This is a genomic window from Bifidobacterium sp. N4G05 (assembly GCF_002742445.1).
Lineage (GTDB): Bacteria > Actinomycetota > Actinomycetes > Actinomycetales > Bifidobacteriaceae > Bifidobacterium > Bifidobacterium hominis.
In genome coordinates this window covers 1-26,102 of sequence record NZ_NJNQ01000008.1, presented here as the reverse complement: position 1 = coordinate 26,102, position 26,102 = coordinate 1, and the positions used below count along the sequence as shown (strand labels likewise).

General features: G+C 57.2%; 19 protein-coding genes and 2 pseudogenes. 15 read left to right on the top strand and 6 right to left on the bottom strand.

All coding sequences use genetic code 11. The features are described from left to right. The first annotated feature begins 60 nt into the window (after positions 1 to 60). Positions 61 to 1,722 (top strand): C69 family dipeptidase, encoded by a 1,662-nt coding sequence (locus tag CE153_RS08005; protein ID WP_099595808.1) that lies wholly within the window; start codon positions 61 to 63, stop codon positions 1,720 to 1,722. A 352-nt stretch (positions 1,723 to 2,074) separates the two neighbouring features. Here CE153_RS08005 and CE153_RS08000 read toward each other — a convergent pair whose 3' ends face one another. Together CE153_RS08000 and CE153_RS07995 are read right to left on the bottom strand one after the other, a co-directional pair. After that, positions 2,075 to 3,106, bottom strand: coding sequence for a glycosyltransferase family 2 protein (locus tag CE153_RS08000; RefSeq protein WP_099595807.1), 1,032 nt, complete (start codon positions 3,104 to 3,106; stop codon positions 2,075 to 2,077). Positions 3,107 to 3,409: 303 nt separating this feature from the next. Continuing rightward, a complete protein-coding gene (locus CE153_RS07995) occupies positions 3,410 to 4,201 on the bottom strand; it encodes a TetR/AcrR family transcriptional regulator (RefSeq protein WP_099595831.1) in 792 nt (263 codons plus the stop codon). Positions 4,202 to 4,376: 175 nt separating this feature from the next. Here CE153_RS07995 and CE153_RS07990 point away from each other — a divergent pair, with 175 nt between their 5' ends. The 12 genes and pseudogenes from CE153_RS07990 to CE153_RS07935 all read left to right on the top strand — a co-directional run bounded on the left by CE153_RS07990 (position 4,377) and on the right by CE153_RS07935 (position 18,373). Further along, on the top strand, positions 4,377 to 4,670 hold the full coding sequence (locus CE153_RS07990) for a DUF2089 family protein (RefSeq protein ID WP_003833742.1): 294 nt from the start codon (positions 4,377 to 4,379) through the stop codon (positions 4,668 to 4,670). Positions 4,671 to 4,973: 303 nt separating this feature from the next. Beyond that, entirely contained in the window at positions 4,974 to 6,236 is a 1,263-nt protein-coding gene (gene ftsY / locus CE153_RS07980) for a signal recognition particle-docking protein FtsY (RefSeq protein WP_099595806.1), read from the top strand. A gap of 321 nt (positions 6,237 to 6,557) precedes the next feature. After that, on the top strand, positions 6,558 to 7,853 hold the full coding sequence (locus tag CE153_RS07975) for an ammonium transporter (protein ID WP_039196694.1): 1,296 nt from the start codon (positions 6,558 to 6,560) through the stop codon (positions 7,851 to 7,853). Between the two features lies 1 nt (position 7,854). Next, the gene (locus CE153_RS07970; protein WP_003807443.1) at positions 7,855 to 8,193 is read left to right on the top strand and encodes a P-II family nitrogen regulator; all 339 of its coding nucleotides are present in this window, start codon (positions 7,855 to 7,857) and stop codon (positions 8,191 to 8,193) included. Between the two features lie 194 nt (positions 8,194 to 8,387). Then, positions 8,388 to 10,214, top strand: a complete 1,827-nt coding sequence (locus CE153_RS07965) for a nucleotidyltransferase domain-containing protein (RefSeq protein ID WP_099595805.1) — start codon at positions 8,388 to 8,390, stop codon at positions 10,212 to 10,214. A 419-nt stretch (positions 10,215 to 10,633) separates the two neighbouring features. Beyond that, positions 10,634 to 12,082 carry a replicative DNA helicase gene (gene dnaB / locus CE153_RS07960; RefSeq protein ID WP_003833756.1) on the top strand — a complete coding sequence of 483 codons (1,449 nt, stop codon included), beginning with the start codon at positions 10,634 to 10,636 and terminating at the stop codon, positions 12,080 to 12,082. Between the two features lie 2 nt (positions 12,083 to 12,084). Further along, positions 12,085 to 13,038, top strand: a pseudogene (locus tag CE153_RS09180) (Mur ligase family protein); the annotation flags it as partial. 117 nt (positions 13,039 to 13,155) lie between these two features. Then, a pseudogene (locus CE153_RS09175) lies at positions 13,156 to 13,611 on the top strand (DUF1727 domain-containing protein); the annotation flags it as partial. A 113-nt stretch (positions 13,612 to 13,724) separates the two neighbouring features. Beyond that, the gene (locus CE153_RS07950; RefSeq protein WP_099595804.1) at positions 13,725 to 14,483 is read left to right on the top strand and encodes a type 1 glutamine amidotransferase; all 759 of its coding nucleotides are present in this window, start codon (positions 13,725 to 13,727) and stop codon (positions 14,481 to 14,483) included. 197 nt (positions 14,484 to 14,680) lie between these two features. Further along, a complete protein-coding gene (locus tag CE153_RS07945; protein ID WP_099571111.1) occupies positions 14,681 to 14,929 on the top strand; it encodes a phasin family protein in 249 nt (82 codons plus the stop codon). A gap of 200 nt (positions 14,930 to 15,129) precedes the next feature. Continuing rightward, a complete protein-coding gene (locus CE153_RS07940; protein WP_180753458.1) occupies positions 15,130 to 16,977 on the top strand; it encodes an AarF/UbiB family protein in 1,848 nt (615 codons plus the stop codon). A gap of 331 nt (positions 16,978 to 17,308) precedes the next feature. Further along, complete coding sequence (locus tag CE153_RS07935) at positions 17,309 to 18,373, top strand: glycerophosphodiester phosphodiesterase family protein (protein WP_099595803.1); 1,065 nt, start codon at positions 17,309 to 17,311, stop codon at positions 18,371 to 18,373. Positions 18,374 to 18,487: 114 nt separating this feature from the next. Here the strand turns inward: CE153_RS07935 and upp are convergent, their stop codons facing one another. The 4 genes from upp to CE153_RS07915 form a co-directional block, all read right to left on the bottom strand. Continuing rightward, the gene (upp, locus tag CE153_RS07930) at positions 18,488 to 19,129 is read right to left on the bottom strand and encodes a uracil phosphoribosyltransferase (RefSeq protein ID WP_039196723.1); all 642 of its coding nucleotides are present in this window, start codon (positions 19,127 to 19,129) and stop codon (positions 18,488 to 18,490) included. 321 nt (positions 19,130 to 19,450) lie between these two features. After that, a complete protein-coding gene (locus CE153_RS07925) occupies positions 19,451 to 20,194 on the bottom strand; it encodes a hypothetical protein (RefSeq protein ID WP_099595802.1) in 744 nt (247 codons plus the stop codon). 1 nt (position 20,195) lies between these two features. Then, the gene (locus CE153_RS07920; protein ID WP_081995840.1) at positions 20,196 to 21,293 is read right to left on the bottom strand and encodes an NUDIX hydrolase; all 1,098 of its coding nucleotides are present in this window, start codon (positions 21,291 to 21,293) and stop codon (positions 20,196 to 20,198) included. 87 nt (positions 21,294 to 21,380) lie between these two features. Continuing rightward, positions 21,381 to 23,615 (bottom strand): RNA degradosome polyphosphate kinase, encoded by a 2,235-nt coding sequence (locus CE153_RS07915; RefSeq protein WP_004220317.1) that lies wholly within the window; start codon positions 23,613 to 23,615, stop codon positions 21,381 to 21,383. A gap of 825 nt (positions 23,616 to 24,440) precedes the next feature. Between CE153_RS07915 and CE153_RS07910 the strand changes: the two genes are divergently transcribed. Then, positions 24,441 to 25,271, top strand: coding sequence for a P-loop NTPase (locus tag CE153_RS07910; protein WP_099595829.1), 831 nt, complete (start codon positions 24,441 to 24,443; stop codon positions 25,269 to 25,271). After that, positions 25,252 to 26,102 (top strand): CpaF family protein (locus CE153_RS07905; RefSeq protein ID WP_099595801.1); only part of this gene is annotated, 851 nt, incomplete at its 3' end. The genes CE153_RS07910 and CE153_RS07905, both read left to right, overlap by 20 nt.

Here is a 26,102-nt window from a genome sequence, read left to right as displayed (position 1 = left end):
TCATCAAATTTCCGCGAATCACAATACCATTTCTGCATATCTGCTCGTACAGTGGAACGCATGTCATGTACCACGATTCTTGTAGGAAAGAAAGCCAGCTACGACGGCTCCACCATCATCGCACGCGACGATGATTCCGGTTCCGGCCGTTACGACCCCAAGAAATTCATTGCGGTAGCACCGCAAGACCAGCCGCGGCATTACCGCAGTGTGCTCAGTCATGTCGAAATTGACCTTCCCGACAATCCATGCCGATACAGCATTGTGCCGAACGTGCTGCCGAATCGCGGAATTCTCGCGGAAGCGGGCGTCAACGAGCACAATGTGGCGATGAGCGCCACTGAAACCATCGCAGTCAACGAGCGCGTGCTAGCCGCTGATCCACTCGTTGAACTGCAACCGGCGAACGAAGCCACTAGCACCCCCGAAGTTCCGGGTGGAATCGGAGAAGAAGATGTCATCACCCTCGTGCTGCCTTACGTAACCACGGCACGCGAAGGCGTCGCACGTCTCGCCGAACTGCTTGAAACATACGGCACCTACGAATCGAACGGCATCATCATTTCCGACGTAAACGAAATCTGGTATGTCGAAACGATCGGCGGGCACCATTGGATCGCCCGCCGCGTGCCGGACGACTGCTATGCGACCATCCCCAACCAGCTCGGCATCGACGATTTCGACTTCGACGATGCCTTCAACGCCCAACGCGAATTCATGTGCAGTGCCGATTTGCGCGAATTCATGGACGCGCACCACCTTGACCGCACTATGAGCGCGGCTGCAAGTAGCGGCTTCGGATTCCAGCCGACGAGCGCTTTCGGAAACGTCAGCATGAACGGTGGCGGCAGTAGCAGTAGCAGTAGCGGCGCGGCGCTGGGACGCAACCATTTCAATCCGCGCACAGCCTTCGGCACCGCCACCACCAAAGACCGCATCTACAACACGCCGCGCGCCTGGTACATGCAGCGCTACCTCAATCCAAGCGAGGATTGGGATTCGCCAGCCGCCCGCTACACACCCGCGTCCGACGATATTCCGTGGTGTCGTGTGCCTGAGAACGCTGTGACGCTCGAAGACGTCGATTTTCTGATGAGCGCGCACTTCGAAGGGACCCCTTATGATCCGTATGGCACGCTCGGAACGTCGGAAAGCCGCCATCGCTACCGTCCGATTGGCATCAACCGCACCGGGCATATGGTGGCCATGCAGATCCGCCCGTACGCGCCGGAAACCAGCCGCTCGATCATGTGGATTTCGTACGGTTCCGGCCCCTTCACCGCGGCCACGCCGTTCTATGCGAACGTCAACGATACGCCAGCCTACCTGCGCGACACCACGCCGGAAGTCTCGACCGACAATCTGTACTGGGCGAACCGTTTGATCGCCGCGCTCGCCGACGCGCATTTCTACGAAACCAGCAATGCGATCGAAGAATTTGCGGAATCGGCCCGCGCTTACGGCCATCGTCTGGTGGAACGTACTGATGCCGAATTGCGTGCGATGTCCGCGCAACCGAGCGCGTCCGAATCGCAAGAGAGTGCAGAGGCCGCGGAGATTACGGAAAATACAAGTATTGCAACCATCGCCAGACTGCAGCGGTCCAACGAAGAAATGGCGGAATACTTGCGCACTCACGTTACGAAACTGCTCAACGACGTGCTCTACACATCCAGCAATCTCATGCACAACAGTTTCGCCATGTCCGACCGCTGGAACTGAGCATAAAGTCCCGAAATCCGGCAAAACCCGTCCCAATGAGCCAGGTTTTCGCACTCGGGGGCCGCATGAACGTAGGCTGTTGGAAGCGTCAGTGCTGCTTCCAACAGCCTCACGACTGCATCCTCACCCCCGTACGTCAGTTTTTGCCCATATCTCGCTTATATATGGCAGATTTCGAGAGCTGGCATGAGGCATTTCGCTTATATATGGCACTCGTGCTTGGTAACAAGGCGACTTCGGGGGTAAAAATATGCCCTCTAAGTCACCTTGTTATCGAGGCATCTGCCATATATAAGCGAGATGTCAGCGGACGAACTGTGGAATCTGCCATATATAAGGCAGATAGTGCCGATCAGTTGAACCCGACGACGTGTTCTGCCACGAAATATCCCTTGCGAATCACGAAACGACCAATCGACCCGCGCAAATTCAACGCACGAGACATGGCCTTCTTGCGCACATCCTTGTAAATAGTGGGGGAGTACGCCTTAATGTCGTCCCACATATCCTTTTTCTTCTCATAATTTTCCGGATCGCGAGACAAAATCATGAACACACTTGCCACGGAACTTTCAATCGCCAGGAAGTGGATCATATAACGGTACAGGCCGTCCGGCACCGTGCCGCGTTCCGGAGTTGCACGCACCATGCACTGGTTGACGAGGCGCAGCTGGTCGACGCGGCGGATCATCACATCGGTCTGCACGCTTTGCCCGTCGCGCCCGATGAAATAGTGGTAGAACGGCGTATCCAAATACTTCATGGTCTTCACCCACGGGAACGGCTGGTACGCATAAATGAAGTCCACGTAGAACGTGTGCTCCGGCAGCTGCATACCGGACTCTCGCACCACGGCGGTGCGGTACGTCAGCGCGTGCATGAGAATGTATTCAGCCAAGCCGAAATGCCCAAGATCGTTCCAAGTCAGGCGCTCGCCGGCCTTCATGGCATGTCGGAAGTTCACTACATGCTTGTTGCGCTTGCCAACCTTGTCATACACATAATTAGTGACGAGCATGTCGATCGGCTCGGTGGAATCGGCCTCTTCGCGCAGCACGGCCATGACCTGTTCGAGCGATTCGGGGCCAACCCAATCGTCGGCGTCCACAACCTTCACATACATGCCGTGTGCCGCCGCGATGCCGGTGTTGACGGCCCCGCCGTGTCCCTTGTTCGCCTGGTGGATGGCGCGCACGATGCCCGGATAGCGGGCCTCGAATTTCTGTGCCATTTCCAGCGTGCCGTCGGACGAGCCGTCATCCACGATCAGCACTTCGATGTCGTCGTTGCGCTTCGCTGCGATTAACGACATGACGCATCGTTCCAAATATTCGGTCATGTTGTACGCGGGCACCACAAAGGTGAGCGTCTTCTTCTCCTGCATAGTCTTCCTTGGTTGGCCGAGGTGACCTTCCGCGCGCGGCGCGTGGTCACTGCGTAACGAAACTAACGTAGCACCTTGTTCGCTTCAGAGGAACGGTTTGTACGCAATCGGCACCCTGAATAGCGCAATCTGCACCTGAAATTTCCCTTAAGGGTACCGTTGTTGACGATTCGTCAGTTTTCGTCGATGTTTATTGGCTGTTGCGCTGCTTGCGATTCCCTTGTTGCGGGCACTGTTCAATTCTTGCGTTTGGCGCCTGTTGGCGTGGGCTGCGATGCTTACGATGACTGGGGGCGGCTGGGTTTACGACTGCTGTTCGGCTTGCGTGCCTTGGCTTCCGGCTGCGCCTTGTTCGGTATTCTGTTCAGCGTTCTGCCCGACTGGGCTTTCCGTATCGTTTTGTGATTGTGCTTCTTTTGCGGCCTTGCGCTCGCGTTTCGCGATTTCCTTGATTTCGCGCCTTTCCTGCTTTTCCGCCTCTTTTGCGGCTTTGTCGCTTTCGAAACGCAGCTCCGGCTTGGCTTCCATGCGGCTCAAGCCATGCCAGGCCAGATTCACGATGTGCGCGGCGAGCTGCTCCTTGCTGAGCTTGCGCTGGTCGGCCCAATATTGGCAGGTGTAGACGGTCATGCCGATGAGCATCTGCGCGTAGTACGGCACGCCCTTGGCGGGCAGATGCTGCCGCTTGAACGCCTCGGTGAGTATGTCTTCGACGCGGATGGAGATGTCGCCGAGCAGCGAGTTGAATGATCCCGCGGGATCGGTTTTCGGCGAATCGCGGGTGAGCACGCGGAATCCCTCGGCGTTCTCCTCGACATAGGTGAGCAGCGCGAGGGCGGTGCGTTCGACGATCTGCCGCGGATGCGCCTGTGGATCAGACAGCGCGTTGATGAGGGTGTCGGTGAGCGCGCGCATTTCGCGGTCCACCACCACGGCGTACAGGCCCTCTTTACCTCCGAAATGCTCGTACACAATGGGTTTCGACACTTTTGCGGTGGAGGCGATCTCCTCCACGCTCACTGCTTCGAAACCCTTCGACGCGAACAGCGAACGACCGATTTCGATGAGCTGCTCACGCCGCTGATACGACGTCATTCTGGATGTATTGGCCATGCCGTCCAGTTTTTCACGCACCGTGGATAGCTCCTTGACCGTCCGACCCCCACGTATCGTCCGATTCTGGTGAATCGGACACGTGTGTCATATTGACAATGTTTCATTGCAGCTTTAATATATTTAATAAATAATAAATTTTATTGAAGGGGGTGATGTGGACCGTCTACCAGAATGGTTGGCCAACCTTGCGGAGGAGGATTTGGCCTTCATCAAGAACTTCGTGCTATCGTCAGGATCTCTGAAGCAAATGTCTCAGCTGTATCAAGTCTCCTACCCGACCATGAGGCTCCGGCTTGACAGGCTTATCGAAAAAATACGGTTGAACGACAACGAGACGGAGGATCCATTCATCCTCTTGGTGAAGAGTCTCGCCATCGACGATAGATACGACGTCGACACGGCTCGAATACTCATAGACGAGTACAGAAAGAGAAGGGATGAATCATGAGCTGGACATGGATCGCATTGTTGATTGAGATCCTAGGCGTAATCGCCGTATTCGTTCTGGTCTTCCTCATCGCGAGGAGCCTGATTCGCTACGCAAATTCCCTAAAGAAAGGAGGCAGTCCTTCAAAGCAGGCAGCAGAAGACAAAAAAATCACTCTTCATGATTTATAAAAACGTTACCAGGTCAAAACGCATTATCGATGCCTTGCATGGCAGAGCACCTTATTCCCCTGGCGGATCGGACATTCGTGGTGCGTCCGCAGGGCGGAGCCGGAGTGTCCGTTGCGCTTTTTAGGCTGGAGTCATGGATACGAATGTGATTATTGCGATTGTCGCCGTTGTCGTTATCGCGGCAATTCTGGTGATTGGCGGTTGGTGGCTCGGTAAGACCCGCAAGAACGCCGTCGATAAGTCCACGGAGGATGCGAAAGCCAAGGCTGACGCCCGTCTTGCTACGGAAGCAAAGTTGGCTGCGGCTGATTCTTCCACGGTGAAGCCGTCCGTTGATTCCAATGTTGATGCAGCGGAAAAAGCTCCGGCTGAAAGTCAGCAGAAGTCCTCAGCTCAAGCTTCCTCTTCCGAAACGGCGACTCCTGCACCAGCCACCGAAGCCAAGCCCGAACCGGTTCATGAAACCCCCGAATCCGCCGGCACGCGCATGCAGCGTCTTAAGGCGCGCCTGTCGAAATCCGGCAATCCGTTCGGCAAGGCTCTGTTCAACATTCTTGCGAAGGATCAGCTTTCCGAAGCCGATTGGGAGGACGTCGAAGACACCCTCCTGCTTGCCGATGTGGGCGCGGAAGCCAGCGAACAGCTCGTCGAGGAACTACGCAACGACGCCCGAATCGCGGGCCAGTCCGATCCGGCCGAAGTGCGTGCCGCGTTGAAGGACAAGCTGTTGAAGCTCGTAGGCACTGACACGGATCGCCGCCTCAATGCTAATAAGGAGGGTGCCAACAAGCCAAGCGTCATCATCATGGTCGGCGTGAACGGCACGGGCAAAACCACCACTGCGGGCAAGCTTTCTCGTCTGCTTGTTTCCGAAGGCAAGCAGGTCATGTTGGGAGCTGCCGATACCTTCCGCGCGGCGGCCGCCGACCAGTTGGAAACTTGGGGTGCCAAGGTCGGCGTTCCGGTCGTGCGTTCCGACAAGGACGGTGCCGATCCGGCGTCCGTCGCATTCGAGGCCAGTGTCAAGGCCAAGGAAGAGAACGCCGACGTGCTCATCATCGACACCGCCGGCCGCCTGCAGAACAAGGCGAACCTCATGGACGAGCTCGGCAAGATCCGCCGCGTTATCGAAAAGAACCTTCCGGTCGACGAGGTGCTGCTCGTGCTCGACGCTACCACCGGCCAGAATGGCATGACGCAGGCCAAGGTGTTCGCCGAAGCCATCGGCATTACCGGTGTGGTGCTCTCCAAGCTTGACGGTTCCGCAAAGGGCGGCATCGTGATTTCCGTGCAGAAAGAGCTTGGCGTGCCCGTCAAGCTCGTCGGCCTCGGCGAAGGCCCGGACGATCTCGCCCCGTTCGATCCGGAAGGCTTCGTCGACGGCATCCTCGCCTGAGATGATTGCGCTCTCGAGAAAGCCTCCCCGCGTGGGAGGCTTTCTTTTTACCCCCGACCAGTCCTATCTCGCCTATATATGGCAGATACGCTGAAAAATGGTCTGATATTGGTTTTGTCTGGGAGCGGTGCGCAATCTGAAACAAAACGTGCCAGCCGCTTTATTCCGCCATTTTCGGTTGGCGTAATGGCGAGATGGCGTTACCTTGCTGTAACACGTCGTAACGTTTTCAAAACGCGGGCGGCGTTCCATACCGTTTTGTCAGCCCCATACGATGGGGCCGGAAATGTGAACTCAAAAAGAAAGAAAGAGGAGGGTGACATGGGTCAGCTTGATTCTGGAAATGCCGCGTGGATTTTGACTTCCGCGTCCCTTGTGTTCCTCATGACGCCGGGTGTGGCGTTCTTCTATGGTGGCATGGTCCGCGCAAAGGCCGTGCTGAACATGATGATCATGGAGGCGGCCGCTCTGTCCGTCACAATGGTGATCTGGGTGCTGTGGGGCTGGTCCATCGCCTACGCAGGCACTTCGGTCGGCGGTGTCTTCGGTGATCCGGCCACGGGCTTCCTGCTGAAGGATTCCATGGTTTCTGACGGCGGTGTCTTCACGTCGGCTTCGCTGAACTCCAACCACTATCCGGTCAGCGTCGATGTGGCGTTCCAGTCCGCATTCGCCATGATTACCGTCGCTCTGATTTGCGGCGCTATCGCTGAACGTGTCAAGTACTCCACTTGGATGATTTTCGTCGCGCTGTGGATTACCTTCGATTACGCTCCGCTCGCCCACATGGTGTGGAATGGCGGTCTGCTGAGCGCTGACGGCGCGATCTCCCAGGCCATCGGCGCTGCCGCCCACGATTTCGCAGGTGGTACGGTCGTGCACATCAATGCTGCAGTCGCCGCTCTGGTGATCGTGTTGATCATCGGCAAGCGCAAGGGCTTCGGCACCCAGCCGTTCCGTCCGCACAATGTTCCGTTCGTGATGCTTGGCGCTTTCCTGCTGTGGTTCGGATGGTTTGGCTTCAACGCTGGTTCTGCGTTCGCTGCTAACGGCACCGCAGGCTACGCTTGGGTTTCCACTTCCGCTGCAACTGCCGCCGCAATGCTCTCTTGGGGCTTCACCGAGAAGATTCGTACCGGCCACTACACCGCCATGGGTGCCGCTTCCGGCATCGTCGCAGGCCTGGTTGCCATTACCCCGGCTGCCGATGTGGTTTCCCCGCTGTGGGCCATCGTGCTTGGCGCCATCGCCGGTGTGCTCACTTGCCTCGCTTGCGGCCTGAAGTTCAAGCTCGGCTACGATGATTCTCTCGACGTTGTCGGCGTCCACGGCGTCGGCGGTTTCACTGGCACTGTGCTCATCGGCTTCTTCGGCGAGGGTACCGGCCTGTTCGCAGGCGGCGACTGGAAGCAGCTGGTTGTGCAGCTCATCGTTGCCCTCGTTGCCATCATCTGGTCCGCTGTTGTCACCGGCATCATCGCCTTCGCTCTGGAGAAGACGATTGGCTGGCGTGTCACCGAAGCTCAGGAAGTCGGCGGTATCGATCTTGCCGATCAGGGCGAACGTGCTTACGATTTTGCTGGTACCGCCAGCTCTGTTCTCAAGGAGGTGAAGTGAGATGAAGCTCATTACCGCTATCATTCAGCCGCATAAGCTTGACGATGTCAAGGAAGCTCTCGCTGCCGCAGGTGTTCACGGTCTGACCGTGTCTGAGGCTAACGGTTACGGCCGCCAGCGTGGCCACACCGAGGTTTATCGTGGCGCAGAATACACCGTGGATCTCATTCCGAAGATTCGCATCGAGGTGCTGTCCGATGACGCCGACGCCGAGACTCTGGTCGGTGTGATCGTCAAGTCCGCCGGCTCCGGCACTATCGGCGACGGCAAGGTCTGGGTTGCCCCGCTTGATTCGGTGACCCGCGTGCGCACCGGCGAGACCGGCTCTGCCGCTATCTGATAATTCATTCGGATAGATATTAAGGGCCCCGGGCTTAGGCTCGGGCTATCGATAGACAGATCCCCGTACGTGCTTCGCGCCGTGCGGGGATTTTCATACGATTTTCGAGTCAGTTTTTCTGCCTCGGATTTCCCACTTTCGCTTTTTACCTGCTCAGATTAGCTTGCTTTTGCGAAGATTCATAAGGATTTGCTATGACTTCAGCGGTTGATGGTCTTAAACAACGTTTCATGGATATGAGTCAGTCGGATGCCGACGGCGTGTACCGCAATGGTGCGGCGAAGCGCAAGGCTCGTACGGATTTGGCCATGGATTGCCTGACGAAGTTGTGGCAGGAGGCCTGCCAGACGGTTTCTTTTGACGTTCCGCAAGTTGGTATTGGTCTTGGTGCGGTGGGCTCGTTGGCTCGCGGCCAGGTTGGTCCGAGTTCCGATCTTGACTTGGTGGTCATTTATGAGCCTCACGCGCTCACTGACCAGCAGCTCAATGAGCTTGCCAACAAATTGTGGTATCCGATTTGGGATTCTGGTCTTGATCTTGACCAGTCGGTGCGTACCCGCGCGCAGTGCGAGGCTGTCACCGACCATGATCTGCCTGCCGCGATGGGTTGGCTGGATGTGGTGCCGATTGCGGGCGACGCGCAGTTGATCGAATCCACGGCTGTCTCCATTTTGGAACGTTGGCGTAGGGCCGCCCGCAAGCGCTTGCCCGAATTGTTGAGTTCCGCCAAGTCTCGTTTGGACGAGTTCGGACGTATGGCGTACGGCAATCAGCCTGATATTAAGGAGTCTCGCGGTGGTTTGCGAGATTCCGTGCTGGTCTCCGCGCTTGCCGCTTCTTGGCTTGCCGACCGCCCGCACGGCCAGTATGACGATGCTGTCGAACGGTTGCTGGATGTGCGTGACTGCATTCATTTGGTTGCCAATAAAGACACGAATATGCTGCTGGCCCCCTATCAGGCGAGGGTTTCGGCGATGTTGGGTTTGGCTGATCCGACGTTGCCGAGTGGCGAGCGTGAGGTGAAGTCGATTGATGATTTGCAGACGTTGCTTGCGCGTGTTGGCCGTCAGATTGCGTTTTCGCTTGATTCCACGGCTTCCCGTGCCGAGCATTCGTTGACTCATGAGAAGCCTCGTTTTGCGTTTTTCCAGGTGTTCCAGCCTCGTGGCGGTGGCAAGCGTCAGGCGCCTACGTTTGATGTGGTCGCACCCGGTATTGCCAAGCATGAGGAGGAGATCGTACTTGCGCCGGGTGCCGATCCGAAGTCTGATCCGTGCCTTGCGTTGCGTGCGGCTGTTGCTGCGGCTGAGTTTGGTCTGCCGATTGCGCCCGGCACGTTGCAGAATCTGAAGTCATGTCCGATTGATGATCGCACGTGGAATGATGAGTCGCGTAGTCTGTTCTTGCGTTTGCTTGCGAGCGGTCCCGCATTGTTGCAGGTGTGGGAGGAGATTGATTTTGTTGATATTCCGGGTCGTTTGATTCCGGAATGGTTGGCGATTCGTAATCGTCCGAGCGCTTCGGCCGTGCATCGTTACACGATTGACCGTCATTCGGTTGAGGTGGTCACGCGGCTTGGCCGTGAAACACCTCGTGGAAACCGTTATGATGATCGGCATTATCAGGCGTTGCTGTTGGCTGGTATTTTGCATGATATCGGCAAGCGTCCGGGGGTTGCCGATCATGCTGCGGAGGGTGCCCGCCATGCGTCTACGGTGTTGAAACGTATGGGTTTTGACCGTGACATTATTTGGTGGGTCACGTTGCTGGTGCGCGAGCATCTTACGTTGTCGGAGTTTGCGACTGGTCAGAATCCTAATGATCCGAATGTCGGCGACGAATTGGCCTCTCGTCTTGATCATGATCCGCTGCTGCTTGACATGCTCTTTGACCTGACTCGTGCTGACGGTTCGTCGTTGGGTGCCACGTCCGGCGAGACTATTTCCAAACAGTACGGCTGGAGTAAATGGCGTGAAGCCCTCGTCCGAACCATGTACGACGCCACCCGCTACCACATGTGAGGCCGCGTAGGCTGTGAGCGAATGCCCGGCAAAGCGACATGATTGCCGATGCGCTACCCGCCGCGTCGTCGGAAACTCATCGTTTAAGAAAAAGTGGGGAACATATCACCTTCAGTTCACTTAAGCAAGTCAAAACCAGGGGAATGGGCACCCGTACGAAAGATGTCCCCAAGTTGTCCACTTGGTTATCCCCATTTGGTGGATAACTCGATATGTTTTCCACATAGTTATCCCCAGTATGTGGATAACTCGGGTTTTTTCGGCTTTCTTATCCACAGCGAATCGATTCGCGCGTGTCGGGTGATTTCGATCCTGCCAATGCGGAGATTCCTCCAGAATCTCATCGCAACATCATTCGTGAAGCGGCACAGGTATTATGGTTTTTCCCGGTACACTACACATCGAAGAGCTGGAGAAGCATGGCGGAGAGCAATTCTTGGAACAACGGCCTGAATCAAGGGCAAAACCGCGGTTTTTCAGGCAATGGCAGCACTTCCGGAACATCTGGAGCGGCCATTCGCGACGCCATCTTCGACCGTGTGCCGCCACATGACGACGCCGCCGAAATGGCGGTGCTCGGCGGCATGCTCATGAGCAAAGACGCCATCGGCGAAGTCTCACAGATGATCGACATCACCGACTTCTACCAGCCGCGTAACCAAACCGTGTACGAAGCCATCATCAACCTGTTTTCCGCATCGCAACCCGTCGACGCGGTGCTGGTAGCCAATCAACTGCTCAAAGACGGCGACCTCGAAAAAGTGGGGGGATCCGACTATCTGCACAGCCTCGTCGCATCCGTGCCGACCGCAGCCAACGCAACCTTCTATGCCGACATCATCCACCAGCGCGCCATCTTGCGCAATGTAATCGCAGCCGGCACCAAAATAGCGCAGCTCGGCTACACGGCCGAAGGATCCCAAGCCGAAGACGTCGTCAACCTGGCACAGGCCGAAGTCTACGAAATGTCGACCGGCAAAGTGAGGCAGGATTACGCGCCGATCGGCACCGTCATCACCGACACCCTTGACCAAATCGACCGACTGCAGAACGGCGAAGTCTCCAAGGGCGTACCAACCGGATTCCGCGACATCGACGAAGTGACGCAAGGTCTGCAGCCAGGCCAGATGATCGTTGTGGCAGGACGCCCCGCCATGGGCAAGTCCACGCTCGGCGTCGATTTCGCAAGATCCGCCGCGTTGCACCACAATATGACATCCGTGATCTTCAGCTTGGAAATGAGCAAAAACGAACTTGCGCAACGAATTATCTCCGCGGAAACGAATATTCCGTTGGCAGCCATGCGCCGAGCGGAAGATATTACGCAGGAACGTTGGAATATCCTTAATAATCTGCAAGATAAACTGCAGAACGCGCCATTATTCATCGACGATAGTCCGAACATGAGTTTGATGGAGATCCGTGCGAAATGCCGTCGATTGAAGCAGACGAACGATCTGAAATTGGTGGTGATCGACTACCTGCAGCTCATGACTTCCGGCAAGGCCGTGGAAAGCCGCCAGCAGGAAGTGTCTGACTTCTCGCGTGCATTGAAGCTGCTTGCCAAGGAATTGGAAGTGCCGGTGGTGGCGCTGAGCCAGCTGAACCGTGGCCCCGAAATGCGTCAGGACAAGAAGCCGCAGCTTTCCGACCTGCGTGAATCTGGTTCTATCGAGCAGGACGCCGACGTGGTGTTTCTCGTGCACAGGCCGGACGCCTACGACAAGGAGGACCGCCCAGGCGAGGCCGACATCATCATGGCGAAGCACCGTAACGGCCCGACCGATACCTTCAATCTCGCGTTCCTTGGCGCATACTCCAAGTTCAAAGATATGCCGCAGGACTATCAGAGCCAGCAGGAGGTATAAGCATGACGTGGAACTCATTCGCAACGCCGTTGATTGGCAAAGCCGTGCGTGCGGCCTCACGCCTGGCGCATGGCGGCGGCAGCGCGTTCCCCGGCAAAATCGTGGAACAGATCGACCCGCAATTCCTCGCACGCACGCTACAGCAACTGCCGCTCGGCGTGGTGCTCGTATCCGGAACGAACGGCAAAACCACCACCACTCGTATGGTGGCAAGCATGCTGGAATCGTTGGGATTAAAGGTGTTCACCAATCCGACCGGATCGAACTTCACCCGTGGCGTGGTCTCGTCGCTGCTGGCGGAAGTTTCGCTCGGCGGCAAACTGGACGCCGACATCGCCGTATTGGAACTCGACGAAGCGTACGCGGTGCATTTCGTCAAACAAGTACAGCCCGACTACTGCCTGCTGCTCAACGTGATGCGCGACCAGCTCGACCGTTTCGGCGAAATCGACAATACCGCGAAACTGTTGAGCAAAGCCGCCGAAGCGACCACCGGAACCGTGGTACTCAATCGTGAGGATCCGCGCATCGCACGACTTGCTGACGTCGCCCATACTGAAGATGGTGTGGAAGTGCGCTATTTCGGTCTTGACGGGTCGTTGCGCAGCTTCTTCCCGTCCGACGATGATATGCGCACGACGGTTGATACGGAATCGGCAACTGATACTGAAGCGTCAGTTGGTATTGACTTGTCCGAATCTGCAGAATCGGACGAGAATACTGCGATTAACGATTCCTCGGCAATTGCGAAAACTGGGGAAAATGCAGAAAAATCGGAAAATACAGAATCTGCGGAACAGTTTCCGGCTGACGTGACCCTGCTTGCTGTAGGCGACCATCGTGCTAGCTTCGGCATCGACGGCGAAACGTACGAAACCGGCGTGAAACTGGAAGGTGTGTACAACCTGTACAACGCGGCGGCCGCACTGGCCGTCGTGCGAGCGGTCGTGGCCGATGCGCAAGCAATGTTCCTGCCGTTCGAAGAGAACGTGACCGACGAACTATTGCGACAAGTGGGAATCTCACAGCGCATGATCGATTTTGCGCACGCCACCACGCAAGCCATGATCGACGCGGCAGCCGAAGTCACTCCGGCGTTCGGACGCGGCGAAGTCATCGACGTAAACGGTTCGCCGGTAGAACTGCTACTCGTCAAAAACCCCATGGGATTCCGTCTGTCGCTCGCATCCTTCACTCCCGAAGGCTGCGACACCATGATCGCTATCAACGACGAGTACGCCGACGGTCGTGACATGAGCTGGTTGTGGGACGTGGATTTCTCTTCGCTGCGAGGCACCGGTGTAGCCATGGTTTCAGGCGTACGCGCATGGGATATGGCGTTGCGCCTCGAATACGACCAAGTGCCGGTGAACAGCGTCAACACGGAACTTGAAGAGGCCGTCTCAACGTTCGTGAACGCAAATCCGGGTACCCCTAAGCACATTTACTGCACGTACACGGCGATGCTTAAAACGCGAGCGGCGCTCGGCAAAATCGCCGAAGTCGCCGACGCTGGCGTGGGCAAGTGACGGCGCGCATCCGCACAATCCGGCAAAACGTGCGAAAAACGCATGAAAATCGGTGCAACGCATGAAAACGCAAGAACGTATGAAGAACGTATGAAACGCATGAGGGAGACGATATGAGCCAGGCAATCGACATCGTGTCGCTATATCCGAAAGACATGAACATCTATGGCGACTCCGGCAACGTACTCACCATCCAGCGCCGACTCGCGCTGTACGGCTACGAACCGCATGTGCACGCCTACAATCAGGGCGACGCGTGGCCCGAACACGTCGATATGATTCTGGGCGGCGGCGGGCAAGACACCGGCCAGAAGAAAATCGTCGACGACTTCTTCAAACGCGCCGACCTGCTGCGCTCGCTGGCCGCAGACGGCACCCCCATGCTCATGATCTGCGGCCTGTATCAGCTGTTCGGCGAATATTTCGAAACGGTGGATGGTTCCCGACTTGACGGCATCGGCGTGATCGGCGCGTACACGGTCGGCCAGGAAGTGCGCATGATCGGCAATCTGACCGAGCATTCCGCCGATTTCGGCGACATCATCGGCTACGAAAACCATTCCGGCCAAACCTTCCTGCGCGAAGGCGTGCAGCCGCTCGGCGTCGTCGACGCGGACGGTACCGGCAACAATGGCGAGGATCATACGGAAGGCGCACGCGTCAACAATGTGATTGGCACATACATGCACGGTTCGCTGCTGCCGAAGAATCCCGCGATCGCCGATTTTCTGATCCGTACCGCCGTGGAACGCCGATATGGTTCGTTCGATCCGGTTGCTGCAGGGCAAACGCAGGCGCAGCGTTCGGAACTTGACCGCATCAATACAATTGCCGACAACGCGCGTCGCGTGGCCATGTCACGTCCGCGCTGATCGGCCGCTCGTTTTTTGGGTGAGTTTCGCACGATCTCACTGTCCTGCGTTTTGCGGCTTCGTTTTCGTTTTTCCGTACGCTGTGGGCATACGGCAGCGAACTTTCCGCAGAATTGCGATGATTGACCAGTTTCGTTGACTTTATTTGTGAAGATAGTGCGATAGAGTGGGTACTACCATCACCTAAGGAGGTAATCATGGCTGATTTTGATTTTGGTGACGGCCTGCGTAAGGTCTTTCTCGCCGGCGTTGGTGCTTTGGCGACCACGGTTGAGAAGAGCCAGGAAATCGTTGACGATCTCGTCAAGAAGGGCGAGCTGACCGTCGAACAGGGCAAGGCCCTCAATGCCGAACTCAAGCACAAGGTCGCGGAGGTCAAGGAAGCCTCCGAAGCCAAGACTGCAGAGGAAGCCAAGGAAGCGGAGTCTGAAGCCAAAGCCGAGTAACGTTCAATCGTTCCTATCGCCGTCTGCGCGTCGCATCACGTTCAGACGGCGATTTGCTATGCGGAACTTGCACGGCATGCGAAACGTGCGTGCCATGCGTGCCATGCGAACAATCGCGTGCGAATCGCATGAAATACGCGGGACGCAAGCTCCTATGAATCCTACTCATCGTAATCCGACCAACGTTTGCGAGCAGCGATATGTCTTTGAATTCCCCAATCGAGCCGGACGCGGCCCGCCCCGAAAGCGTGGAACCGGTCACACTCTCCGACCGAGTCAACGCGGTGATCCATCCGACGGCGGACCCCTCGCCCGACGCGGCGGCGGCAGCCAAATTCGTGGAAAAAACGGGAATGCCGCAATCGCGCAAACAGAACAGCGCAACTTTTACGCAACCCGAAACTATCGGACTGTTTGGCTCTCGCAAAGACTCCTTCTCGCAGCGTTACCACCTAACGCGACGTGGCAAACTGAAACGACTTACGCAAATCGCACAAATCGTCAACCAGTTCGACATTGTGCACGGACTGACGCCCATCAAAATGCGTCTCATGCTCGAAGCGCTCGGCCCGACCTTCGTGAAAGTCGGACAGATCCTATCCATGCGATCCGAAATCCTGCCCCAATCGTTCTGCGACGAGCTGTCCAAACTGCGCGCCGATGCCGATCCTATGCCGTACGGTACGGTACTGCAGGTGCTTGAGGACGAATATGGCCGTCCTGTTGGCGAGATCTTCGAACATATCGACGCCACGCCGCTTGGCTCAGCGAGTCTTGCACAGGTGCATCGCGCGAAACTTTCCACCGGCGAGGACGTGGCCGTAAAAGTACAGCGGCCGGGAGTGCGCGAAACCATGGCACAGGATGTGTCCATCATGCGCACCATCGCACGAATAGCCGCCAAAACAATGCACAGTGCGCAAGTGGTCGATCTCTCCGGCGTGGTCGAGGAATTGTGGGACACCTTTGAATCGGAAACCGACTTTTTGATCGAAACCCGCAATTTGGCCGAATTCAAACGATTCTGCGAACGCTACAAATACATGGACTGCCCGAAGCCCTACCCGGAACTGTGTACCGAGCATGTGGTGGTCATGGACTATGTGGAGGGCATCTCCGTTTCGCACCCCAACGAACTTATCGAAGCGGGCTACGATCTGAAGGAGATAGGCACCAAACTTGTGGACAACTATGCCACGCAAGTGCTTGACGAAGGCTTCTTCCATGCGGATCCGCACCCGGGCAACATCATGGTGCGTGGCGGGCAGATCGTGCTGCTCGACCTAGGCATGACGGGTCGGCTTAATGCCAAAACCCGTTCCGTGCTGAAGGACATGATCTTTGCCGTCGCCAAACAGGATTCGCCCGCGCTTGCCGACGGTCTGCTGCGTTTCGCCGGTGCCGAGGCCGATCCGGAGGATTATCCGGCGTTATTGGCCGACTTGGACGTGATCGTCAAGGAATTCGGCACAGTGGATTTGGCCGAGCTGGATATCGCCGCCATGCTCACCGCATTGACGCAAATGGCGCAACGCCACGGCATTGAAGTGCCGAGCACCGTCACCACGGTCGGGCGTGCGCTGGTCACTTTGGAAGGCCTGCTCGACGAGTTCATTCCAGACGTGAATATGATTCAGATCATCTCCGACCATATCGCCGCAAGCACGTCGAAGAAGGATTTCGCCAAGGATGAGGCGAAATCGCTGGTTATCGAAGGTCATCAGGCGCTACACAGTCTGCTCGCTGCTGCCAATGAGCTGAAAGTGGCGTCCCGCATGCTCACGCGCGGCCAATTGCGCGTCAACATGGAAATGGTAGGTTCGCAGGAACCGCTGCACATGCTCGCCGAAATGGTGAACAGGCTTACGATGGCGCTGATCGTGGTCGGATTGTTCATCGGTTCGTCGATCGTCTACTACGCTGGCATCAAACCGGTGATTTTCGGCATTCCGATCGTCGGTTTCATGGGATATGTGATCGCGTTCATTTTGTCCGTCTGGATAGTGTTCGACATTTACTTCAAGGGACGTTCCAACAAAAAACGGTAGTTTTTTGTGGTTCTTAGCCCCGGTCTCTGGGCTGAATATGTGTGCTTGACGCACGCAAGGTACCGCTACGCGGTCTTCGGGCCTTATCTATGCCCTATTGAGATTTTTATCTTTTCTACTGATATATGTTTTCAGAACCACGAAAGTACCAAATGGGTTTGTACGTTATCGGAGATGACGGACGCTCAACAAACAGGCGATCGCGTATTGCGTAGATGACGGCTTTTTTGTGATTTATGGGCTAATCTCAGAAGAGACAGATTCGATGGCCGCGAACGGTGCGAACCAATGCGAGAGAATGCGCGAACGGCCATGTAAGGGAGGAAAGCCCATGTCCAAATCATTCGTCAATAAAGTGTTGGCGGGCGGTGCGCTCGCCGCAGGTGCCGCAGTATGGGCGATTGCCCCGCGTACCTTCTCCGACAAGCGCCGTAATTACGTGCCGTCCATTCCCGACGTGTGGTACGCGCACCGCGGCCTGCACGACGCAGGTTCCGGCCTGACTGCGCAGTATGCCAATGAAAGCGGCGAATACGTGGCGCTCGCCCGACGTATGGCCATGAAGGCGGGCTATGGCAGTCCCAGCGTGACTGGTGCGATCGCTCCGGAGAACTCGCTTGCGGCGTTTGCCGCGGCCTGCGAGGCGGGTTACGGCATCGAACTTGACCTGCAGATGACCGCCGACGGCGAAATCGTGGTGGTGCATGACAGCGATCTGATGCGCGTCGCCGGAGATCCGCGTCGTGTGGCCGATCTTACCTACGATGAGCTGACCCGTATCCCGCTGTTCCCAACCGACGCCCCTGGTGCCGCCGTCGCCGCACCGTTGCCGGGTTCGCTTGAAAAGCCGCCGCTGGTCACCACGCCTGACAGCGCTCCGGAAGGGTATTTCCAGCATGTGCCACTGTTCGCCGACGTGCTCAAGGTAGTGGCGGGCCGTGTGCCGCTGATCGTCGAATACAAGTTCGACGACAATTCCAAGTGGAATCCGCGCGACGTCGAGCTCATGGAAAAGGGCGACGCACTGCTGCAGGCCTATTCCGGCGCGTACGTGATCGAATCGTTCAATCCGGCCGCCGTCAACTGGTATAAGGAGAACCGTCCGGAAGTATGCCGTGGTCAGCTTTCCTGGTGGCCGCAGGGGGAGGAGAAGCCGTCTGATCCTGCTGCGCTCGCCAAGGAATATGCGGCCGGTGCGTTGATTTTCGACTGGATTTCTCGCCCTGATTTCGTCGCCTACGACTGGCATGGCGGCAACAGCCCGCAGGTGCGTCTGGCTCGTTTCATGGGTGCCGTTCCCGTGTCGTGGACGGTGCGTAGCCGCGATGAGCTCGCCCAGTGCGATGACTGGTTCGACCATCATATTTTCGAGGCGTTCGTGCCTGACGAGCAGTAGAGGTTTTTACATATGATTTCGGCCTGCCACCGCATGATTTGCGTTGTGGCAGGCCGTTTTTATTCGATTTACTTGATTGACTGATTGGGTTGATTCGGTTGAGCTCTGATGCGGTCAGTCGATCACGCCATACAGACGGTCGCCGGCGTCGCCCAAGCCTGGCACGATGTAGCACTTGTCGTTGAGCTTCTCGTCGACGGCGCACAGCACCAGCTTGAACTTGATGGACGGATCGAGGTTCTCCTCAACGAACTTCAGGCCTTCCGGAGCGCCCAGAATGCACACGGCGGTAACATCCTTTGCGCCGCGCTCGGCCAGGTAATGCGTTGCTGCGACCAGCGTGCCGCCGGTGGCGAGCATCGGGTCGATCAGGAAGCACTGACGGCCGCTCAGATCGTCGGGCAGACGGTTCGCATACGTGATCTGCTGGGTCGGGTTCTCCTCGTCGCGCTTCATGCCGAGGAAGCCGACTTCGGCGGACGGAATCATCTTGGTCATGCCGTCAAGCATGCCCAGGCCCGCGCGCAGCACAGGCACAATGATCGGCGCCGGGGAAGCGATGTGCTTGCCTACCATCGGAGCGACGGGGGTTTCGATCGGCTTGTCCACGACTTCGATGTCGCGGGTGGCTTCGTAAGCCTCAAGCATCACGAGCTCGGAAACGAGCTCGCGGAACGTGGAGGACGGGGTGTTCTTATCTCGAAGAACGGTGAGCTTATGGTCCACCAGCGGGTGGTTCAAAACATGAATATCCATGTTTTCTAAGCGTAGTCCATAATTGCGAGGAAAAGCGCGGGAGCTGGGAAAGGAGTCAAGAAAGACGCTGAAAAATCGTATGAAAAAAGCAACGAAATTTAAGAAGAGGGAAAGCGCCGAACCACGAAAGCGCCTGTCGGCGCAAAGGCCGCTCGCAGCGGCAAAAAATGGAGCCCGGGGCTATGCATGGCCCGGCGCGAATTCCTATTCTACAGATGCTGCAGACCGCACGGTACACCGTGTCGCGAATTGATATTGCGATTGCTGTGCGGCACTTTTATTAGGGGATAAGAGAAGTGGATTGCATTACTCCAGATTGCGCTACTCCAGTTTTCCTCGCCTCCACAGATTCGCCCCATGACGAAAATCCTTGGCGGTGACAAACAGATTGCCGCCCGTGTGCATCAAGCGGGCCGCTTTCGTGCGTGCTTGCTTTTTCGTGGCGTCCGAGCTTTCCGCTTGTACGGCCTCTGAATTCACCGCCTCCAAGCGTGAGGCCATATTTCGTGCCTCAATGCGCAATCCCAACGCAACCACGTCGGTGAACGCCGCTGCACGTTCCAACGCAATCGCGAAATCGCCGGTGAATGCGCCCGTCAGAATCGAATCGGCGGTGTGCGCAATGTCATCTTCCGTGGGTGCTTGGTCGACTCCGGCAATTGCCGAAGCGGTAGTTGCAACCGGTTCTCCGACGCGCCACAATCGTGCGATTGACTCACGATTCTTCCGCATCCACGTGCGCAGCACATACAGTCGCCATAGAATGCCCGGCAGCGAATCCGGCTCAGATCTGCTCCATAATTCGGCGATCACGTCAACGCCTTCGCGGTCCACCAGCGTGAGCACGCGTTCCACAAGTTCGGCGTCCTGCGTGTGATGCACGCGGTCCAGCAGCGCGGCCGCCGAGGCATGGCTCATCTCGTTGATCTGCGCCGGATCGGCACCTCCCGCAATGTTGTCGGCCATCATCTGGTCGAGTTGCCCCGGGCGGGCCGGGCGCGGCGATCCAGTGTTGGTGAAACCGGCGGAACGGCTTGGAATAACCGAGCCGGAACCGTAATGCATGTTAGTAGACAATGGGTGAAACCTTTTGAATATCGATAATGCTGGGACCTTGCGGCGTATCGATTATAAACAGCGCTACGGCGGTGCCGGTAGGCATGAACGGCGTTTTGGCGATGAGCTGCTTTGAGAGCGCTTTGCGAGCGCACAGTCCGCGCAGATGGTCAAACATACCCCCGATTACCGGTCGGTGCATGCAGATTGCCGTGGTTTCGCGGGTTTCGAGCGTGAGCTGGATCTGCTTGAGGAACGCCAGCCATGCGATGGTCGGGTGTTCGGCGAAGGCGTCTTCCGTGAGCGCGTCGATGTGTTCCATCGGGCGTTCGGTCTGCCAGCTAAGCACCTGCAGTGTTTCCTGACAGCGTAGCCATGGTGAGGTTGCGAGGCGGGTTGGGTTGTAGCAGGCAAGTTCGCGGTTGAGTGCGAATGCCGCGGCCGCGCCTTTCGGAGTGATCGGCCGGTTCGCGTCGGTGCCTTTCCATGATTTGCGCGATTCAGCCTTGGCATGGCGCACGATCAGCAGATTCTGCGCGGTCGCGGCACCCTCCTGTACGCGGTCCACGAAGATGGCGAGGGTGTCTTTATCGGTGGAATGTGTGAGGATTTTACGTGCTTCACGCACGGAAACCCACACGATATCGTTGATTTCGCCTACATCTGCGCGATGCACAGGGCCGAATGCGTCAAGCAGATGTTCTGCATCATCTCCGGAAATCGGTTGCGCCATCCAATACAACGTGTGCTTGGTGTCGACGGTGCGATCGTGCGAATGCCGGGTTTTCTTGCCTTCTTCGGATAACGGATACTCGACTTCGCACAGATACGGGCCGAGGGCGATGGAAACGCCTGTCTCCTCGCCGATTTCTCGTACTGCGGCATGACGATGTGATTCGCCCTGCTCGAGTTTGCCTTTCGGCCAGCTCCAGTCATCGTACTTTGGTCGATGTACGATGCACACTTCAATGCTGTTGAGTTGTTCTTTTGGAGATTTCTGTGCTGCGATTGCTGGATTTTCAGCGATTTCGCTACCGGCTTTCCACCGCCATACAATACCCCCGGCGGCTTCTACGACACGTCTCATGTTCTCGCTCATATCTTTCATTGTAAGTGGTAGGCGCGGTTACCGTTCATGATTGCGCAACGAAAATGGCCGACCCCGCAATTGCAGAATCGGCCATTTTCGCGAAACTTAGTGCCTTGCCGGTCGGCGCGTATGCTTCTTGATGAGATATTCCTGGGAATCGACCAGCGGGCGACCCTCCTCATCCTTCGCATGACGCACGTAGGTGCCGTCGGCTGCCATATGCCACGAGGTGGTGGAATCGGCCATCTGCAGATCCACGTACTTGATCAGTTCGTCGATCTGCTCCGGAGCGGTGATGCGCACCAGCGCTTCGACTCGACGGTCGAGATTACGGTGCATCAGATCGGCGGAACCGATCCACACTTCCGGACCTGCGGCCGGGCCCTCACCGATCTGCGGGCCATCAGAGTTCGCGAATGCGTAGATACGGCTGTGCTCGAGGAAACGACCCAGAATGGAACGCACGCGAATGTTCTCGGAAAGTCCCGGAACACCCGGCTTGAGCGCGCAGATACCGCGTTCCACGATGTCGATCTTCACGCCGGCCTGGCTTGCACGGTACAGCGCGTCGATGGTCTTCTCGTCAACGATGGAGTTGACCTTGATCTTGATCCATGCTTCCTTGCCTGCGCGTGCGGCATCCTCTTCACGGCGGATGCGCTGAATCAGGCCGGAACGCACGGTACGCGGCGCTACCAGCAGACGGTGGAAGCTCGACTTCGGAGCATAACCGGACAGCTGGTTGAACAGGCGGGTCATATCCTGGCCGACCACCGGATCGCAGGTCAGCAAGCCGAGATCGGTGTAGATACGGGCGGTCTTCGGATTGTAGTTACCGGTGCCCACATGGCAGTAACGGCGCAGGCCGTCGGCTTCCTGACGCACCACAAGGCTCAGCTTGCAGTGGGTCTTCAGGCCCACGATGCCGTACACCACGTGCACGCCGGCACGTTCCAGCTTGCGTGCCCATGCGATGTTGGCGTCTTCATCGAAGCGTGCCTTGATTTCGACCAGTGCCAGCACCTGCTTGCCCGCATGCGCCGCGTCGATGAGCGCGTCGATGATCGGGGAGTTGCTGGACGTACGGTACAACGTCTGCTTGATGGCGAGCACCTTCGGATCCGCCGCAGCCTGCGCTAGGAACGCCTGAACGGAGGTAGAGAACGAATCATACGGGTGATGCAGGAGGATATCGCGTTCGCGAATCGCTGCAAAAATGTCTTGCGCGCGGGACGACTCCACCTCGGCAATCTGACGATTGGTGGTCGGCACGAACGAACGGTACTTCAAGTCCGGACGGTCGATGCCGCCAAGTTCGAAGAGCACGGTCGCATCGAGCGGTGCCGGCAGACGGTACACCTCATCGGCGCTGACGCGCAGCTGGTCGGCGAGCAGCTGGGAAAGGAACGGGCTGGTCTCGTCGGAAATCTCAAGACGGATCGGCGGTCCGAAACGACGGCGCAGCAGCTCCTTCTCCATGGCGTTGAGCAGGTTCTCTGCATCATCCTCTTCCACGTCGATATCCTCGTTACGGGTAACGCGGAAGGAACGTGCTTCCTTGATAATCATGCCCGGGAACAGGGATTCCAGGTGCGCGATGATCAGGTTCTCCATGGTGATGAAGCCGTAGCGCACGTTGGTGGCATCGTCGTCGGTCATATCGTCGACGGGCACGAGACGGTTCAGGTTTCCAGGAATCTTCACGCGAGCGAAGTGGGACTTGCCGGAAGCCGGATTCTCCACGAGCACGGCGAGGTTGATGGAACCGCCGGAAATGTACGGGAACGGGTGGGCCGGGTCCACGGCCAGTGGCGTCAGAACAGGGAATACCTGCTGACGGTAGTAGCGAGACAGGCGCTCCTGTTCGGCTGCGGTGAGCTTGTCCCAGCTCAGAAGCACGATCTGTTCCTTCGCTAGGTCGGGAAGAATGTGATCGATCATGTAGTGCGCGTGCTCGTCCTGCAGACGGTGTGCTTGCTCGCTGATGGCGCGCAGCTGCTGCCTTGGGCTCAATCCGGAGGCTGCCGTCACGGCGATGCCGGTGTCGATGCGGCGCTTCAGACCTGCGACGCGAACCATGAAGAACTCGTCGAGGTTGTTCGCGAAGATTGCGGCGAAGCTTGCGCGTTCGATGATCGGCAGGTCCTCGTCCTGAGCGAGTTCGAGGACGCGCTTGTTGAACTTCAGCCAGCTCAACTCGCGGTCGAAGAAGCGGTCGTTCGGCAACGGCTCTTCGCCGGCCTGAAGCTCACGCTTATCGTTTTTATCGGTCTCGGCGATATGCTCAGCTATCTGGCTGCGCAAGATCGCCTTTGAGGGTGCGTCAAAAATCTGTGCCATACTTTCCTACTTTATCCTTAAGTAGCGGGACATGCCGTCAAAAGCGTCAAAATTTAGCAGGAGTTAACATTCGTTCGTTCGTATGCAAAATAAAGTGTCGACACGCCGTCTTTTTGCAGCAAACGCACGCAATCAAACAAACACGCCGCGCGTTTCGCACATGATGAAACATTTTCGTGATTCTTGCGATCGCAAAGCAACAGTTGCGATAAATAGGGAACATCAGCCGATTTCGGTTTGCGATTGCCGGATTGCTGAGCATAATTACAAAGTACAAGAACAACTTAAGAGCAGAGCCCACAAAGAGTGTATGGCCAAGATAGGTCGTTACGTTGGACGGGCATTGGATAGACTTACCGTTACGACGATGTTGTTGTGCAGAGATTCTGCTTTTAAAGTTTCTTGCAAGGAAGGCCCGCTTCGGCGGGTCTTCCTTTTTGTTTTTTTTTTAAGCGTGCTGGCATGTGTCCGTCCCGTTTTCCGAAGGGAATCGACAGACGTGGATACTTGATGCCCTGTGGATAGCTGTGGATGACACGCCGTGGTTGTGGATAACTAGCGTCCTCCGACCACAGGGCCGGTTCGGCTTGCGATGGTATGCATCGGGACTTTTCAATCGACGGTATGAGTAACGCAACGTCTTTTCCTAATATGCCTCCGGTACCACTGCCGTCGGGCGGACTGATGCCGGTCGCGAGCTCGGCCACATCGCGATCGGCACCTCCGGCGCAGCGCAGAACCGTCTCTCCGCAACGGTTCTATACGTCACCTGGATTAGTCCAAGGCGGAGCGACACCGGTCGGCGCGATGCCTGGAACGTACGGCATGGTTGCCGAGCGTGGCCGTACGGTGCGAGAACAACGCTGCGATGTGAGCAATGTGGTAATCGTTGACTCCGTGGTGGCGGGAGTGGGAGCGAGCACCCTGGCGGCCATCTTGGCTCGTGAGCTGAACGAGCGTGGACTCAAATGCGTACTTGTCGATGCCGATCTGCAAGGCGGAGGCCTTGACGTGCTTCTCGGCGTGGAAAACGAGGACGGCTCGCGACTTGGGGAAATCAGTGCACCGCTTGGCACCATCGACGGCAAGGCGTTGCTGCGGGAGTTGCCAGTCTGGGATGGCGTACCACTGCTGTCCTGCGATCCCTGGAAAACCGAAAATCCGCAATCCTGGGAAGTGCAGGCATGCATTCGTGCGCTATCGCAGGTACGTAGCGCGGTCATCGTCGACATGGGGCAATGGAACGGACTGCAAGATCTGACAGAACTACGACAGGCCATCCGCATCACCGTGGTCGAAATGACGGTACTTGGCCTTGCCCGTGCCAAAGCGAACATGCAGTCGCAACGTAATCTAAGCGATCCAATCGGAGAACACGATGCAGCAACGCAGGAACGGGAGTTTCTTGTAGGCATGCAACCGCGCGGAACCATACGCGACCATGGTGTGACGGCGGTCGAGGAAGCGGCGGAATATCTCGACTGCGATATCACCGCGTTCATCACAACGGACGCCAAACTTTGTAGCGAACTGTTGGAAGGGCTCGGACTTCGCAAACCTAATCGTGCGAATGCAAAAGCCATCGCAACGCTGGCTGATCTCATTCAGGAGGCATTGGGAGAAAAGAGCGTCAACCATGGAACTCGGCCCGCTTAGCGACATCGCATCCGAACCGGGCGTCACCGACATTGCGGTGACCTGCGACGGCACCGTATGGGCGGATCGCGGCCAAGGGATGCGGCCGTACGCGTTGCGTGTGCCATTCGCCAATCCGCAAGCCATACGCGATTTCGCCGTACGATTGTGCTCGCAGCTCGGCAGAAGGCTCGACGACGCATGCCCGATAGCCGACGCCTCCACCGTGGAAGGCGTGCGCGTGCACGCGGTTATCGCACCGCTCGTTCCACAAGGCGCGGCCATCAGCATACGATTGCCGGACGCGGTTGCTCCCAGTCTGGAATCCTTGGCGAAAAACGGCATGTTTCCAATCAAATGGATGCCTTTGCTGGAAGGATTCGTGGAACGCAAGGCTAGCGTGCTTGTGACCGGTGGCACCGGAGCTGGCAAAACCACTCTGCTCAAGGCAATGCTCATGCGATGTGCGCCGGGGGAGCGCATCATCACTGTGGAAGAGGTGCGCGAACTTGGCATGCTTGACCACGACAATCGCGTGTCGCTGGTGACGAGAGACGCCAACATGGAGGGCAAAGGTGCCATAGGACTGTCGCAATTGATATGCGCGACATTGCGAATGCGACCTGATCGCATTGTGGTGGGCGAATGCCGAGGCGGAGAAATCGTGGACCTGTTGCGCGCGCTGAATTCCGGGCATCGCGGAGGTATGACCACCTTGCATGCCAACCAAGTAGCAGCGGTCCCTTCGCGACTGGTGGCATTGGGACTGCTTGCCGGGTTGAATCCGCAGGCTACTTCGGCGCTTGCTCAAGACGCATTTGACGTGGTGCTGCATGTGGGTCGGGTGGGAGG